Here is a 15,011-nt window from a genome sequence, read left to right on the forward strand (position 1 = left end):
TCTATGATCCCCGACATGCAGTAATCTCGTTCCTCACGCTCCATTGCCCGGCGTTATACGCAAGTCATGAAAAGCCCGCAAATAGGGCTGATGCCCCAGCTTCTTGTAGAGTACATGTCCCTGTGGGAGTGAGCTTGCTCACGAGGCTGAGCGCATGGCGTGAGGAACGATCAGTATCAGTACCGACTTGAATCAGGAATCACTTATGGACAAGTTTGACCGGGCAATCCTCGATATCCTGCAAACCGACTGCACGCGCTCGGTCGCAGACATTGCCGAGCGCATCGGCCTTGGCAGCACGGCGTGCTGGCGACGCATCCAGAAGCTGGAAGAGGCCGGCATCATCGACCGCCGCGTCGCCCTGCTCAATCCGCACCGACTGAATGTGTCAGTCAGCGTCTTCGCCGCGATTCGCACCAACCAGCACAACGCTGCATGGCTAGAACAGTTCCACGCCGCCGTGGGTGACCTGCCTGAAGTGGTCGAGTGCTATCGCATGGCGGGTGACACCGATTACATGTTGCGCATCGTAGTCGCCGATATCGCGGGTTACGACGCTATCTATAAACAGCTGATCAGCATTCCCGGTATCAGCGACGTGAGCTCCAGTTTTGCAATGGAACAGATAAAGTTCACCACCGGCCTGCCACTGCAATATGCATCGTTTGGCGGATGAACGACGCCACGCTCGTCAATTGAATCGAACCCTTAGCCTCCTGCTGCGTCCACTTTCTTTGGCAAACCAAAAGGTGGCTGACATGACGACCGATCCGATACTCACAAACAGCGTCCCGAAAGAAGACCCTGCCAGCGCCATGCTGGGCCAGTACGACCGCGAAGCCGATCCTGTTCTCGCCATGAATGCGAACACGCCAGGTGTCGGTTCGGCACAGGGTGACGAAGTGAAGAAGCGCACCGAGCACGAAGAGGCTTATGAGGATGATGAGCCGGAAGTGTATTCGGACGATCCGGATATTGTGGCGGATGAGGGCGGCGGCGTTTCGCCTGGTTAACAGCCAAGCGTTTCCTGCTCTACTCCTGACGCATTAGTGCTCGAGAACATCCGGCGGTGCCTTGCCATCTTCAAGGCCCGCCGCTGCCCGATCTATTCATCACTACAAATATCTCCGCGCGGTTCTGGCTTTGCTCTTATTCCATTTTTCGGCGTGGATTTCAGTGCTTTAGTTATATAAACGTTGATTTATCAAGAAAGATTTAGTCCCGCCGATAGGTTTAAGTACTCTCGAAAACCAGAGCGTGGTGACTGTTTTTCAAGGCTCTAAGTTTTCAAGGCTCGTCGTCTGGGCGCGAGTGTTTACTCGCTCACCGCTGCTTTCGTGGATCGAAACCAGATTTAAACGGTGACGCAGGAATTGCACGACTATTCTTTCAGCCTGTGGGGCGAATCATGAAAGGGCAGGGACAAAACCGCCTCGTAGTGCTCGCCTCAAGCCCTCAGGGTTTCTGAATGGCACTGACCATTTAACGATGATGGATAATCAATGAACCTGATAAATCGCACCAGTTTCTCTAGCAAACTCATGGCTTCGTTCATCGCCTGCGCCATCATCACGCTGATTGTGGGCGGTCTCGGCATGCTCGGGATCAACCGGCTGTCTTACGCGCTGCAGCAGACGTTCTCGAATAACCTGGTTTCGGTCGCCAGTACAAACGAGACCCTGACCGCGCTGACGACTCACAACCGGGGCCTTTATCGTTTGCTCGATGCCAAGGACAAGCCCACCGCAGAAAAGATGCGTAACAGCATCAATGGCGAAATGGAACGCGCTCAGAAAGTTTATGCGGTCTACCGGGCTACTCCGCTGGAAGATGATGAGCGTGTCGCTGGCGATCAATACGACGCCGTAATGCCGGGTTATATCGCTGCCGCCCAGAAAATCTTCGCACTGCAGGATGCCGGTAATCTGGAGGAGGCTCGCAGTCGACTGAACGAGCTGGCGGAAGGCGATTTCAACAAAGCCCGTGGCTATCTCCAGATAATGACGGACTCCAATAAACGTCAGATCAAAGAAGGCGCGGAGGAGGCTGACAAGCTGCAGAGTACTTCGGTCACGATGTTGTCGGTCGGGGTTGTCATCGCATTTCTGGTCGCAATCATGCTGGGCATCATGATCACCCGCATGATCACCCGACCACTGAAAACAGCGATCGAAGTTGCCCAGCGCATCGCCTCAGGTGATCTGACCCAATCAATTTCCAGTACGCGTGGCGACGAGGCAGGGCACTTGCTCAATGCGATCGGCACCATGCAAGGCAGCCTGAAACGAACGATTCAGGAGATTTCCAGCGCATCTGACCAACTCGCTTCCGCTGCCGAAGAACTTGGTGCTGTGACGGAAGAAAGCACGCGCGGCCTCACACGGCAAAATGACGAGATTCAGCAAGCGGCTACGGCGGTCAACGAAATGACTGCCGCGGTAGAGGAAGTGGCCCGAAATGCGGTGTCCACGTCAGATGTCTCCAAAACGCTGGCCAGCGATGCCGTTGATGGGCGTGGGCAAGTGGATGACACGGTCAGAGGCATCGGCACGATGGTCAGCGAGATCACCGAGTCCACGGGTTCTGTCACGACGCTTGCCGGCCATGTGCGGGATATCAGCAAGGTCCTTGAGGTTATCCGCAGCATCGCGGAACAGACCAACCTGCTTGCACTCAACGCTGCTATCGAAGCGGCACGTGCCGGCGAACAAGGCCGAGGCTTTGCAGTCGTGGCCGATGAAGTCCGCGCGCTGGCTCACCGGACCCAGGCGTCGACGGTGGAAATCGAAGGCATGATCGGCACCGTGCAGTCCGGTGCCGACGGCGCGGTGGCTGCCATGAGCAAAAGCCTTGCGACCGCCACAAACACCCAACAGCTGGCGCAGCGCGCGGGTGCCGCACTGGAGAAAATCACCGGTGGGGTGGGGACGATCAACGAGCGCAACATGGTCATCGCTTCTGCGTCCGAAGAGCAGGCCCAGGTTGCACGCGAAGTGGATCGCAACCTGGTCAACATTCAAGAATTGAGTGCGCAGTCGGCAGCGGGTGCCAATCAGACCAGTGCATCCAGCCAGGAATTGTCGCGTCTGGCCACGTCGTTCAACACGCTGGTTGCACAATTCAAACTTTGATTCGCCGATAAAAAGTATTCTCCCGTTCGCAGCGGGGGAATACATTCGGTTATCTAAGGCGCGGCAACAGTTGCAGCGTTTTTAGCTGACTTTGCCTTTCCCATATCAGGGACGAGAGGCAATCTCGTCCAGATGGTTCAGCAGGTCCAATGGGTCCTCGTAAACCCTCAGCGCGCCCGCCCGCTCAAGCTCGCCAATGTCATAGCCACCTGAAAGCAGACCCACACCAGTTGCCTTGCAGCGACGTGCCGCCAGCATGTCCCAGATGGCATCACCGATCACCAGACACTCGTCGATAGGCGCCTGTATTTTCTCCGCTGCCGCCAGAAACAGATCCGGGTCAGGCTTGCCGTAACTGACGTCATCACGATTAACGATGTTGATCTTATTGATGTCCAGTTTCAGCGCCTTCAAGTTGATCGTCGCCGTATCAAGCCCACCGCTCGTGGCGATGCACCACTTGAGGTTTTCCTTGTCGAGCGTCTCAAGCAACTCGATGGCGCCAGGCAGCGCAATGATCTGACCCTGAAGCCGCTCATACGCCCGAGCATGCTTTTCGCTGAGCCGTTCGGCCTGTTCTTCGCTGATGTTCAAACCAGTCTCACGTGACAACGACTTCAACATCAGCCCACCGCTCATGCCGATCTTGCGGTGAATGCGCCACATCGCGAGCGGTATATTTTCTGCGTCCAGAGCTTCTTTCCAGGCGGCGACGTTCTGGTAGACGCTGTCAGTCAGCGTGCCGTCGAGGTCGAAGATGAAGGAGGTTTGGGGTCTCATAGGGTTACTCTTTTGAATTCGGATTGACCAACTGGCGAGGTCCGGAGCTTTGTGCTCGACACCTGTTTGGGGTGTCGGGAGTAAGGCGATCATCGCTGAAGCGACGGCTGTACCGGGGCTCCAGATAAGTCGTTGCCAATTGACGGGAAAGGGCTGATTTTTTGAGGTCAGATACTTTCTGAGTGCGTGGTGGGATGGCGGTTCGATCTTTCGGGCAGAGGGCAGCCTGGTAGCAGAAAAGCCTGATGATTCTCCAGCCGCGTTAACGCTGTAAGTAACTCTCCACCAGCGCCTGAACTCGCTCGGCGTCATCAGTGGCAACCGGGTTATAAACAATCATCGACAGATCGGGCCTACCGTCCACCGCGAAGCTCGAATACTCCAGCTCAATCAGCCCATGATCCGGATGCCGCAGGCGTTTGGTGCCTTCGTCCTGTGAACGCACATCGTTGTCGCGCCATAACGTCGCGAAATCGACGCTTAGTGTGCAGAGCTCGTCAGCGAGTTCGTGAAGTTCCGACGCGGCCCCGGCACGTGTGGCGTCTGCTCTGAATGCGGCGACTATAAAGCGCGCGACGGCATACCAGTCATCCTGTTTGGCCCGCGTGGCGGAGTTGCAAAACATCAAACGCATGATGTTTCGCTGCTCTGGGGGCAGCAGGCTGTAGTCAGTAAACACGGCCGCCGCAGCGTTGTTCCAGGCTAGAACATCCCATGTGGCTGTCCTGATAAAAGCAGGGCTAAACGCGAGCGTATCCAGAATGCGTTGCAAGCGCGGCGACACACTTTCAGGCGCGCTGTAGAGAACTTCGGGCAGATGACCAAACGCAAGCATGAACAAGTGTTCCCGCTCGGGTTTGGTCATCAAGAGACTTTGCGCGATCCGTCCGAGGACTTGGGCAGACGGTGATCCACCACGCCCCTGTTCCAGCCATGCGTACCACGTCGCGCTGATATTGGCGCGTTGGGCAACTTCTTCCCGACGCAAGCCTGGCGTACGACGACGCGTTTGGGAAAGACCCAGACTCGCAGGGTCCAGACGAGCCCTACAGTCCTTCAAATACTTTCCCAGCGAGTTCGTCATGATGATCCTGTTGGTTTTTATACCCTGATAACGTCACGTCTTTTACCGGATAAACGTTACGCGCACTCTGGCGACTTAAGCAAAGAGAGATTTTAATATGCGCGTATTTATAACCGGCTCCACAGGCTTTATTGGCACTCAGGTCATCCGGGAACTGATCAACGCAGGCCACCAAGTAGTGGGGCTGACACGTTCAGAGGAGGGGGCTCGAGCTCTACTTGCCCTAGGAGCCGAATTCCATCGCGGGGATATCGAAGACCTGTCCAGCCTTCAACGTGGCGCAGAAAAGTGCGACGCGGTGATTCACACAGCCTTTGATCACAACTTCGCGCGCTTCGTCGTCAACTGCCAGAATGACGCTCGCGTTATCGACGCATTAGGTTCTGCGCTGGAAGGCTCGAATCGCCCTTTGGTTATCACCTCCAGCACGGCGATGGGCTCTTCATCACTAGGGCAGGCCGCAGATGAAGATCATTTCGATCCGATGCATTCCAACCCCCGGGTCGCGTCGGAACTCGCCGGGCAGGCGTTGCTGCAACGCGGCGTCAACGTAGTGGTCATGCGCCTCTCGCAGATTCACAACCCCGTCAAACAAGGCTTGGTCAGCGAAGTCATCAAGCACGCGCAGAAAAAAGGATGTTCGGCCTATATTGATCGGGGCCTGAATCAATGGTCCGCAGCGCCCCTTGAAGATACGGCGCGCCTCTACCGCCTCGCTCTGGAGAAGCATCGACCGGGGGCTCGTTATCATGCGACTGCCGAATCAGGCATCGCTTTTCGCCTGATTGCCGAGGCTATTGGAGAACGCCTCGGTCTGCCCACTTTGGCCGTGCCCGCCCATGAGGCTGCCGCGCACTTCGGCTGGCTGTCGACATTTGTGGGCAAGGACATGATCAGCCTGAGTCACAAGACACGCGAGCGCTTGGGATGGCAGCCCGATGGGCCAGGTTTGATTGAAGATTTGGAAAGTTGTTTGAAGGGTTAGTGGCCGCAGTCGGCATTACCACTCGGCAAAAAAAACCGAATTGTTATTAACCTGCTCAGACTGATGATCGTAGGCACAACGATATTGGCGCGTTGCGCTCGCGATCCGGAAAGGCGTTCAGTGCAGGAACTGGCAGTAAGCGGCACAAAGAGCATGCTGCAAACTGACTCGGGTAGCAGAACATGCAGAACGTCCTGAAAAAGTACGCCAGCCTCGATACCAAAGGCATAGAAAAGACCGTACTCGAAGAGGCTTGCCAGCAGCCGACCATCGCTGATGCAGACAAAAGCGTGTTGGGTGATATGAAGCGCGACAGTTCACCGAACGCTTTGGTATCGGGTGTCACCAGCCTTGAAACAATGGTGCAGGGCGCTGCCGAAATATTGACCGCGACTGTCTATACGGCTGAGGGAAAAGGACCGTTTCCGGTGGTGCTGTATTTTCATGGTGGAGGCTGGGTAATCGCTTGCCGCCATCTATACGACGGTGGTGCTCTCGGCGCCGCTGCGGTGATGGAGAAAGTTCAGGAGGCTCAGCAATATGCGGGTCAGCGCCTTAGAGCGAGTTTCGCTAATTAAGAATTGAGTGCAGGGGCCCGGGTTCAGGTCGAGGTTTGATCTGTTTGCCGGGGTACTCGCGCAAATAGTCTAGTGTGAGCGAGGATGCGGTCAAACGACCACATCCTCAAACAGCATTTATTTAGGACTTGGGCCAAACCGATTAGGGCCTGGATGGCCTTCTTGAATAAGGAACACGAGGTTGGCGATCGGGACCAGCAACCACCAGCCACTGCGGTCGGTGTCATGTAGCCTGCGAACACCCACTGCAACACCTGGGACCAAGACGGCCAGGGAGTACAGGTTAGTGAGTATGCCGCCATCGCCGAACAGTCCGCCGACAAAGCCGATGACCATCGAGATCAACACGTTGAACAGGAAAAACATCCAGTATTCTTTTCTGCGTGCCCGACCGGTAAATACGGCATATTTTTTCAGAACTTCGAAATACCAGTTTCCTGAAGGTGGGGTATCTGTATTTGTACCGGCAGGTGAAATGACCAGCTGCGGTGCTCCACAATGTGGGCACGTGTCAGCGTCGTCACTGATTTCTTTTGCACAACCACGACAAAATACCATCTCAATTCTTCCCTAAATCAGTTAGTAATTAATCCAATGAATATCAGTAGCGACACGGCGGATAGAACAGTCCCCGCAATCGCCAACCCGTTACCGGTTTTCTTTTTGTTGATGCTGATGACGCCCAGAACAAGCCCGGCTATTGAGAACATACCGAGCCCGACAATGGTGTCCAGGTCCCACTCGCCATCGTCAAACAGGGCCAGCGTGCAGACGATGCTCAAGACCAGAGAGGTGATAGCCATCCACGGAGAGCCTGCGTCGCGCAGCTGTTTTGCGGGTATTGCGGAGATTTGACTGGCGCCACATTGTGGGCAACTGAGCGCCGTTTCATGTATTTCCTTTGCACAACCACGACAGAAGACCATCGCCATTATATTTCCCTATATCAAATAGCGTTCACGCCACGAGCAAGCGTTTAGACGCTGTGAAATTCTGGGGTAAAACGTTGGTGCTGCCAAGGATTAGTTAATTAAATATAAGGTCGCATGATAGAAATTCAGCATATTTTCCGAACAGGCAGTCGGCTTGCCGTGTGTGCCATTGCCGCTTTAATCGTCGGTATCTATGGATGACTGATTTTGGTCAGCGTCGCATTGGAGCCATTTATACGCACTACCGCTTCGCCAACACCCTGGCCAACACAGCCGTCACCACCACAGCCAACAAAACGGCAGTCGTAATAGACAGAAGCGCGCCCCATTGCAATATGGAATACCTGAGGGTCAGGTAAAAGCTAACCACCCCGACAGCGCCAATGGCATTGCCCCGCACTATCGCTGCCAGTTCATAACGTCCGCCTTGGACGTGGACGAACACTGCAAGCGGCCAGGCGATGACCGGGATCGGCGCCAGCAGCCCACTGACCACAGGGCCGAGCCAGGTAGCGCTTGCGGTAATCGCCAGCAGCAGAAGGGTGGCCGTCAACATTCGCATCGGGATGACCCAGCGTGGCAGCGCGACGTATGCCGCTACTTCGGGCGGCGTCTGTTTCGAGGTGGCAACGATGATCAACGCAACCATCAGCAGCGTGAACATGATCGACAGCGCCAGTGATCCCGACAGGTTCATCAAAAAGGCCGTTGCGCCATACACCATCAAGGCCAAGACGCATCCAGCCATCGCTGAAACGCGTCGAGTGGCCAGGAAATAAAACAGATAAGTCGCTTGAATCGCCGCCAGCCCGGCCAATGCTCCGGGCACCGCCATCGATGCGAATGCGGTGCCCTGCTCAAGGCTGAGAAACAGCATGACCAGTGCCGAGGTCATCGGCAGGCCAGAGAGAAGCCCCGCCACGCCAGTGCCCCAGCGCCTGGCCGCCAATGAAATGGCCAGCATGAGCGCGGGGGTGATGAGCAACTTAAGGTAGAAGGCAGTCATGCAGAAGGCTTCATATCTGGGGGTGGGCTGGATGCTAAACCTTTTAGCGGTTGGCAACGATGCGTGTCTGCTCGGGATTACATCTGGCTTATACCCTTACACATATCGGCTCTATGTTAGCTGCTCTCGGGCCATCGCCCGACAGCGCATCCGCCAATAGCCAGAAACAGAAAAGCCCGGCGAACCGGGCTTTCTGAAAACGAGCAGTACTTACTTAGCTGTTTTCAACTTGATCACGTCACCGGAGACGGTAGTTGTATAACCGTTCAAGGCCCAAGCCCAGAACCACTTCTCCTGCACTTGTGTATTGATCAGCGCGTCGCCGCCTCCAACAGCCTGCCCTGCTGCCGGATGATCACCTCTTCCAGGCCGTTGAGCGTAGACACCACACAACCCGAACCGGCGATGGCACGGCGCAAGCCCTGAGCGTCATCCAGCAAAGCCACCCTCTATGCGCGCTACGCCAACAAAGAAGCGCTGTTCGAAGCTGTAGTGCGACGCCACGTAGCCGCCTTGCTGGTGCCCGCCGCAACGACTCCAGCGCTCCCACTCAAAGGCCGCCTGCGGCACGTGGGCCAAGGCATCCTCGAACATGCGCTGCAAGCCGAAACCCTGGCAATGATGCGCCTGGTGATAGCCACCTCTAACCGCACCCCGCTGCTGGCTGCTGAAGTCAACCGAATAGGCTGGGAAGGCGGTTTCGCCAGAGTACGTTCGGCAATATTGGCAGGCCCGGACCAACCCACGGACCCTGACGCACTGGCCCGCCAATTCATCGACCTGGTGTTCGCCCCGCATCAGCTCAGAGCGCTGCTGGGTGAGGATCGGGGGGATCTGATTCAAGGTATTCCGGCACGGGTGGAATGGGGGTTGAAGTTGGTTGGGGTTGTCGGGTTGTTGGGTTGAGGGGGTTGGGTTTTATTGTTTTCGAGGGAATTCGGCTGATAGGTTAAGGCCTCGTGAGGAGCTTTTTAGAGGTCGACTGAGGCGTTATTCTTGGTAGTGTCATATTGACTAGTCGCGTAACACAGTATTTGGCGACGACGATTGGGACCGAATCTTGCTATTCGAAAATATCTTCTAGGATCATTTTAATAAACATATCGTTTAATGCTGAGTATTAAATTTAAACAGTCAAACAGATGAGAGGTGCCAAAAACTACACATTATACTGGTTGAGAAATCTCTACGACACGACGAGAAGTCACCGATTATGCTGTGCTGCCGCTGATTTTGACACTCTGGCCTCCTCGTTTTTTGGGTCAAGTAAGAACTGTCCATCTGAAGGTTTAGACTGTTTAAGAAATGAATATTTCTACCATGGTCGCCTAGCTCTAGCATAAAGCAGCACCTGCTAACAACTGACCAATTTGACAGGGATGCAATTTTTCTTTGCTTGTTAATGTCTGCATCCAGAAAAAGCAGCCATCACGGCGAAGATTATAACTGCGAATAAGGGTCTAAGTTGTGAGAGTCGAAAAGTCGTTTGACGAATTTGTTATGAGGTATGATGATGTTCATCGAGCATACTGGGCAAATCAGCTTACTGAAAAAGGCCTTAAATCCTGGCATGAGGAAAGGCTAGAAGTAGTACTAACGCACGTCAAAAGCAAATCACATTTTTATGCAAAGCACTTCAAGAATATTTCACCTCAAGAGGTTTCGCTAAAGAATCTTACCTCCCTGCCTTTTACAACCAAGGAGGATTTAAGAGTGTCCATGCTACATATACTGTCTGGCGTATTAGAAGACAGCGTGTACTATTATGAAACCACCGGCACGACGGGCCCCGCGACACCTTGTCCTCGAGATAAAAAGGAAAGCTATGCGAGTAATAAGCAACTCGCGATGGCCTATAAGGCGGTACTGGAAAAACATTTTCCTAGAGAAAAAACTGTCGTGGGCATCATGGGCCCTACCGAAGTTCACTCTTTCGGCGACACCCTGGGTGATGTCTGTCAGCAGCTAGGCGTCTGTAGTGCCAAGATTTGGCCGCACTCTCCAGTCATTGGCTATCCCAAAACGCTCCAGTTAATGCGGGACTTGCGTATTGGCGTCGTTGCTTCCGCCCCAGGTTTACTGCTTGCGCTGGCTAAAGAGGCCGAGCGATTAGGCCTTAACCCGCGCGAGGACTTTTCGTTGCGGGCATTCATGATGAGTGGCGAGCTCTGTACGCCAGCGCTTAAAAATAATTTGTACAGCCTCTGGGGCTGTGAAGCGTACAACAGTTTATATGGCTCGCAGGAATCCATGATTATTGCCGCCACCAATGCCCATGACCAACTGATACCTCATCGACTCAACTATATTATTGAAGTATTGAACCCGAAAACGGGTGAGAGTCTCGGGGACAGTGGCGAGGGCGAGTTATGTGTCACTATGCTGGTTGACGGAGTGAAACCCCTAATTCGTTATCGCACGGGTGATCTCGTCTGCATCCAAAAAACGGTAGAAAAACCGATTGCGCTCTCGCAAACAATGAGAGTGCTTGGCCGAGTCAAAGATTCTATGACGCTTAACGGCAAACTCTTCACCGCCGGCCATATTGAGCAGGCCCTACTCGAAGGTGTCGAACAATGTTTAGGTTACCAAATCGTCATCAATCGCGTGAATGGCAAGGACACGATAATAGCCAAAATTGAAATTTCCAGATTTTACCAAGGTGATCGCAGTCAATTAACGCTACTGGTTCGCGAGCGTATGCACGAGCGTCTAGAGGTCGATGCGACAATCATGGTAGTGGATGATTTAGATGATCATGTGAATTTGGGAAGTTGGTTCAGTTGGAAAGAAGCACGAATTATCGACCGGCGCAGCCTCTAGTCGAGGGTCTTATATGAGTATGTCTGTGCAGGTGATATCTACGAAAAACGAATTATTCAAAAGTGTGTGTTTTTTGAGGTCTCGCTACATCGGTGATAATCCAGCGAATGAAGAGTTTTTTGATGACGCGGAGGCGGTGCGAGACACCTGTTCCTACCACTTGGTCTATATGGATGGTGAGAGAGTCGTAGGTGCCATTCGAATAACGCCACTGGGTCATGGGATGAGCTTCGTCGAACGCCTTGTTAATATAGATCATCACTTCCCTGATCTGATGGAATCTTTTGACGCCAATAGACTAGTGTTGGATGAGAAATACAGAGGCGGTCCGCACTTAAGACTTTTTCTCCTGGAGGCGGCTATTTGGTTGAAGGCGAACACGTCATTCCGATATATTTCGGCATTATGTCGGGGTCGTTTGGTTGCATTGTATGTTGCTATTGGAGGGGTTGTTTTGGCCGACGACATCACTTGGGAAAATCGCCAATTAACACGTGATTACAGTTTGATATACCTAGAGATAGACACCGTCTTTAATACTATAAAAGGAAAAATATCTAATGGATGATTTCTTCAAAGAACTGGACGCTATCGTTGAAAGTGGCTGGGCAAAAATCAAAAAAGGTAACTACTGGACACACAGCCTTAGGTATCCGATTGCGGTAGAGCTTTATCAACAGGTGATGCTTCAGATTTACCACTACACCCGATTCAACTCAATCAATCAGGCGGCCTGTGCGTTCAGCGCGGATCCGGAACAGACAACGCTGCTGCGATTTGTCTACAAGCATGCGCTCGAAGAGTTAGGGCACGAGAAGATGGTGATTCGCGACTTGGAGTCGATAGGCGCGCTACCCGCATTATTACCTGCGCCGCTCGCCCCCACTCAAGCGCTGATCGCTTATCTGAACGATGTGGCCATTCGCCAGGGGCCGGTCGCTCGCTTGGGATACAGCTATTGGGCAGAAGAGGTTTACGGCCATATCCAGCCAATACTGAACAAGTTTCGCTTGGACCTCGGTCTTGTAGACGAGCAAATGACATTCTTTGTTGCTCATTCGAGCATTGACGAAAAACATTCTGAAGAAGTGCGAGTGGCTATGCAGCGCTCGGTGAAAACAGGTGAAGAGCGGGCGATGATCAAAGAAGTGGCACGGGTTACGCTATACCTCACTGGGCAGTTGCTGGAGGAATCATTTCTAGAGTATGAACGCCTTGCTGAGATGCCATTGCTCAAGGCGTCTTGAACTAATGAAGTTGATCGTTATCGTGGGTTCAAATCGGACGCATGGGGTCAGCGGCCGAGTGGTGTCGTTGATTCGGCGTCACTTGGAAGGACGCGCCTTAGTTAAAGATCTCTGGCTTCGAGACTATCGTATCGATTATTGCGATGCCGATAATGCCTGTTCAAAAACTGATTGCTCTTTGTCTGATGATGTCGCTTTGATCGTTGGCGAGATGGTTAAGGCAGACGCAGTCCTGTATCTCCCGGTGATGCATGCATATGGAGCTAACAGTCGTTTCCAGGCATTTTTGGAACGTGTTGGGTATGGCTTTTTGCGTCCGCGAGAGCGGCCATTACGAGACAAGCTCGCAGCGGTAGCAGTAGTGGGACGTCGATATGGTCACACCGCTGTATTTGGTCAGGTGGTGCTCAACGCCCTTCTGAACAAAATGGTGTTAGTCGGCTCAGGGTTTCCGGCTACGTTCAATAGCCAACTGGTTCAAGACCCAGAGGCGGAGCAGGCACTTCGGGAAACGCTGGATCGTCTCGTGGAGTACTACCAGAAACTAAACGAGCGCCCCCGCCATGTCGAGCATCAGCGTTTGCTTAAACAAGTCCAATTTCAGACAGGATAACGTGTAAATGCCTATACGAGATACATTGATAGCCGTATTCGTGGCTTTTCTATGGGGTGCGCAAGTGACAGCAGTGAAAATAGGCGGGGAAGAACTTCCGCCAATCCTTATGGTTGCTATGCGATTCGCGTTGATTGCTGTCGTGCTACTGCCGTTTTGCGGAGTTCCCAAGCGCAGCGAACTATCAAAGGTCTTCTACATTGCCTCGTTAACTGGAGCGCTGCATTTTGGATTGCTGTACTGCGGTATTTTACATGTAGATGCTTCGACTTCTGCTGTTGCATACCAACTGACAACACCTTTCACTCTTTTGCTAGGGGGGGTGGTGTTTGGGGAGCGCATCACGTTGCCGGTGATGGTGGGTATCATAATCGCACTGCTGGGTGTGCTGATGGTGGTCGGTGGAATAGGAAAAGGCGGCGAACTATCGGGGATAGTGCTGGTGATAGCTGCCGCTTTTGTGTTCGCAGTGGGAACATTGCTCGCTAAAAGATGGGGGCCCTTTAACCCATTGACAATAAGCGCCTGGACAGCACTGATTGCAGCGCCCGAGTTACTGATGGTATCAGTTGCAGTGGAGCGCCCTGTGTGGGAGGAAGTCTTTACTGCTAGTCCGATAGCATGGGCCGCCGTGTTATATACCGCTGTGAGCGGCGGACTCATTGGGTTTGGCCTGTGGTATTGGCTCTTGGGTCGCCACCCTATTCAGCGCTTAGCACCGTTTCTTTTATTGGTGCCAGTATTTGCAGTAGCGGTAAGCCAGTTGCTTCTGAGCGAGGAGTTATCGACAAACCTCATTATCGGCGGAGTGGCGGTCATAGTTGGTGTTGGGCTCTGCCAGGTACGTGGACTGTCCAAGAAGGTTTCAGTAAGCGGCAACCCTGCCGGTTGACCGGCGAGCCCGGTAAGAGGATTTCATGAATTGGGCAGGTCAATTATTACTGTTCGGTATGCGCGAGCAGAACAGGCATCGCTTCAGGCTGAAACTTCGACGCTGGAAAACAGAGAATTATGAAATTGCTTACTTATGCTCGAATGACCGCAATACTGGACCTACGTTGGTATTTCTTCATGGATTAGGGGCCAGCAAGGATCAGTGGGGTCCACAAATCTACTCGTTGGTGGATACCTATAATTGTATTTTTTTTGGATCTGCCCGGTGAGGGGGAGTCTTCGTTCGATACATCGCAAAGCTACAGCCCTGCAGCTCAGACGGAGCGGCTGAAGGCTTTTCTAGATTCGCAGCTTAGCAAAGGCTTTGTATTAATCGGCAGTTCTATCGGAGGCTGCATTGCCTGTATGTACGCAGCTACTTTTCCTGCTGACGTCTCTCACCTGATCGCAATCGCACCGGCTGGTTTGCCTGCTTGGAGACCGAGCCTTGTCATGAAACAGTTTCTTGAATCTGGCAGGCATCCTTTTGGCTATCGAACTGTCGGCGAAATGGAAAAGTTTTGGAGCATTGCATTCCAGCACGCCCCCAGGATCCCGCTATTTATGGCGAAGGCTCTGGCCACTAAAGGGGCGCTTCGCTACAAAAATATTGTAAAAATAATGGCAGACTTCAAAGGGGCAGGTTTGTACCCGCTTGAGGCGCGACTTACTGAAATTCAAGCCCTGACTTTGATCGTTTGGGGTAGTGAAGACCGTATTTTTGATATTTCTTGTCTGGATAAAATCAGTAGCGACCTACCAAATGCAAGTATATGTATAATTGACGGTGCCGGACATGTTCCATACCTCGAGTGCAGTGAGCAGACCGTCACCGCTATTAGGAACTTTATTGCTGGATAGCGATTTTTCTCAATCAGATGCGAGAAATCGGGAAAGCC

At 53.0% G+C, this 15,011-nt stretch carries 18 protein-coding genes; 12 read left to right on the plus strand and 6 right to left on the minus strand.

What is annotated here, in order from left to right; translation table 11 throughout:
• The first annotated feature begins 205 nt into the window (after window positions 1-205).
• The 3 genes from POR16_RS00650 (at window position 206) to POR16_RS00660 (ending at window position 3,131) form a co-directional block, all read left to right on the plus strand.
• Window positions 206-676 (plus strand): Lrp/AsnC family transcriptional regulator, encoded by a 471-nt coding sequence (locus POR16_RS00650; protein WP_005887871.1) that lies wholly within the window; start codon window positions 206-208, stop codon window positions 674-676.
• Window positions 677-758: 82 nt separating this feature from the next.
• Window positions 759-1,013, plus strand: coding sequence for a hypothetical protein (locus POR16_RS00655; protein WP_005887873.1), 255 nt, complete (start codon window positions 759-761; stop codon window positions 1,011-1,013).
• A 489-nt stretch (window positions 1,014-1,502) separates the two neighbouring features.
• Window positions 1,503-3,131 carry a methyl-accepting chemotaxis protein gene (locus POR16_RS00660; protein ID WP_005887875.1) on the plus strand — a complete coding sequence of 543 codons (1,629 nt, stop codon included), beginning with the start codon at window positions 1,503-1,505 and terminating at the stop codon, window positions 3,129-3,131.
• Window positions 3,132-3,236: 105 nt separating this feature from the next.
• Here POR16_RS00660 and POR16_RS00665 read toward each other — a convergent pair whose 3' ends face one another.
• On the minus strand, window positions 3,237-3,911 hold the full coding sequence (locus tag POR16_RS00665; RefSeq protein ID WP_005887877.1) for an HAD family hydrolase: 675 nt from the start codon (window positions 3,909-3,911) through the stop codon (window positions 3,237-3,239).
• A gap of 262 nt (window positions 3,912-4,173) precedes the next feature.
• Window positions 4,174-4,995 carry a helix-turn-helix transcriptional regulator gene (locus POR16_RS00670; protein ID WP_042931999.1) on the minus strand — a complete coding sequence of 274 codons (822 nt, stop codon included), beginning with the start codon at window positions 4,993-4,995 and terminating at the stop codon, window positions 4,174-4,176.
• 97 nt (window positions 4,996-5,092) lie between these two features.
• Between POR16_RS00670 and POR16_RS00675 the strand changes: the two genes are divergently transcribed.
• Window positions 5,093-5,980 (plus strand): SDR family oxidoreductase, encoded by an 888-nt coding sequence (locus POR16_RS00675; RefSeq protein WP_005887881.1) that lies wholly within the window; start codon window positions 5,093-5,095, stop codon window positions 5,978-5,980.
• 182 nt (window positions 5,981-6,162) lie between these two features.
• Window positions 6,163-6,558, plus strand: a complete 396-nt coding sequence (locus POR16_RS00680; RefSeq protein WP_005887883.1) for a hypothetical protein — start codon at window positions 6,163-6,165, stop codon at window positions 6,556-6,558.
• 117 nt (window positions 6,559-6,675) lie between these two features.
• On the opposite strand, the gene POR16_RS00685 is transcribed toward POR16_RS00680, so the two are convergent.
• The 4 genes from POR16_RS00685 to POR16_RS26760 form a co-directional block, all read right to left on the minus strand.
• Window positions 6,676-7,116, minus strand: a complete 441-nt coding sequence (locus POR16_RS00685; RefSeq protein WP_024671413.1) for a DUF805 domain-containing protein — start codon at window positions 7,114-7,116, stop codon at window positions 6,676-6,678.
• A gap of 17 nt (window positions 7,117-7,133) precedes the next feature.
• Window positions 7,134-7,490 carry a DUF4190 domain-containing protein gene (locus tag POR16_RS00690; protein ID WP_042932000.1) on the minus strand — a complete coding sequence of 119 codons (357 nt, stop codon included), beginning with the start codon at window positions 7,488-7,490 and terminating at the stop codon, window positions 7,134-7,136.
• 241 nt (window positions 7,491-7,731) lie between these two features.
• The gene (locus tag POR16_RS00695; protein WP_005887889.1) at window positions 7,732-8,496 is read right to left on the minus strand and encodes a hypothetical protein; all 765 of its coding nucleotides are present in this window, start codon (window positions 8,494-8,496) and stop codon (window positions 7,732-7,734) included.
• Window positions 8,497-8,807: 311 nt separating this feature from the next.
• On the minus strand, window positions 8,808-8,936 hold the full coding sequence (locus tag POR16_RS26760; RefSeq protein ID WP_005887891.1) for a hypothetical protein: 129 nt from the start codon (window positions 8,934-8,936) through the stop codon (window positions 8,808-8,810).
• A 52-nt stretch (window positions 8,937-8,988) separates the two neighbouring features.
• On the opposite strand from POR16_RS26760, the gene POR16_RS00705 reads away from it, so the two are divergent.
• From POR16_RS00705 to POR16_RS00735, 7 genes are all read left to right on the plus strand, one after another.
• Window positions 8,989-9,402 carry a TetR/AcrR family transcriptional regulator C-terminal domain-containing protein gene (locus tag POR16_RS00705; RefSeq protein ID WP_024671391.1) on the plus strand — a complete coding sequence of 138 codons (414 nt, stop codon included), beginning with the start codon at window positions 8,989-8,991 and terminating at the stop codon, window positions 9,400-9,402.
• A gap of 594 nt (window positions 9,403-9,996) precedes the next feature.
• A complete protein-coding gene (locus tag POR16_RS00710; protein ID WP_042932063.1) occupies window positions 9,997-11,319 on the plus strand; it encodes a phenylacetate--CoA ligase family protein in 1,323 nt (440 codons plus the stop codon).
• 13 nt (window positions 11,320-11,332) lie between these two features.
• On the plus strand, window positions 11,333-11,887 hold the full coding sequence (locus tag POR16_RS00715) for a hypothetical protein (protein WP_005887897.1): 555 nt from the start codon (window positions 11,333-11,335) through the stop codon (window positions 11,885-11,887).
• Entirely contained in the window at window positions 11,880-12,566 is a 687-nt protein-coding gene (locus POR16_RS00720) for an iron-containing redox enzyme family protein (protein ID WP_005887899.1), read from the plus strand. Before POR16_RS00715 ends, POR16_RS00720 begins: the two co-directional genes overlap by 8 nt.
• 4 nt (window positions 12,567-12,570) lie before the next feature.
• The gene (locus POR16_RS00725) at window positions 12,571-13,179 is read left to right on the plus strand and encodes a flavodoxin family protein (protein WP_005887901.1); all 609 of its coding nucleotides are present in this window, start codon (window positions 12,571-12,573) and stop codon (window positions 13,177-13,179) included.
• Window positions 13,180-13,186: 7 nt separating this feature from the next.
• Complete coding sequence (locus POR16_RS00730; RefSeq protein WP_005887903.1) at window positions 13,187-14,071, plus strand: DMT family transporter; 885 nt, start codon at window positions 13,187-13,189, stop codon at window positions 14,069-14,071.
• A gap of 254 nt (window positions 14,072-14,325) precedes the next feature.
• Window positions 14,326-14,973 (plus strand): alpha/beta fold hydrolase, encoded by a 648-nt coding sequence (locus POR16_RS00735; protein WP_005887905.1) that lies wholly within the window; start codon window positions 14,326-14,328, stop codon window positions 14,971-14,973.
• The last annotated feature ends 38 nt before the right edge of the window (window positions 14,974-15,011 follow it).

This window comes from Pseudomonas coronafaciens pv. oryzae str. 1_6, assembly GCF_000156995.2.
In the GTDB taxonomy this organism is placed as follows: domain Bacteria; phylum Pseudomonadota; class Gammaproteobacteria; order Pseudomonadales; family Pseudomonadaceae; genus Aquipseudomonas; species Aquipseudomonas tremae.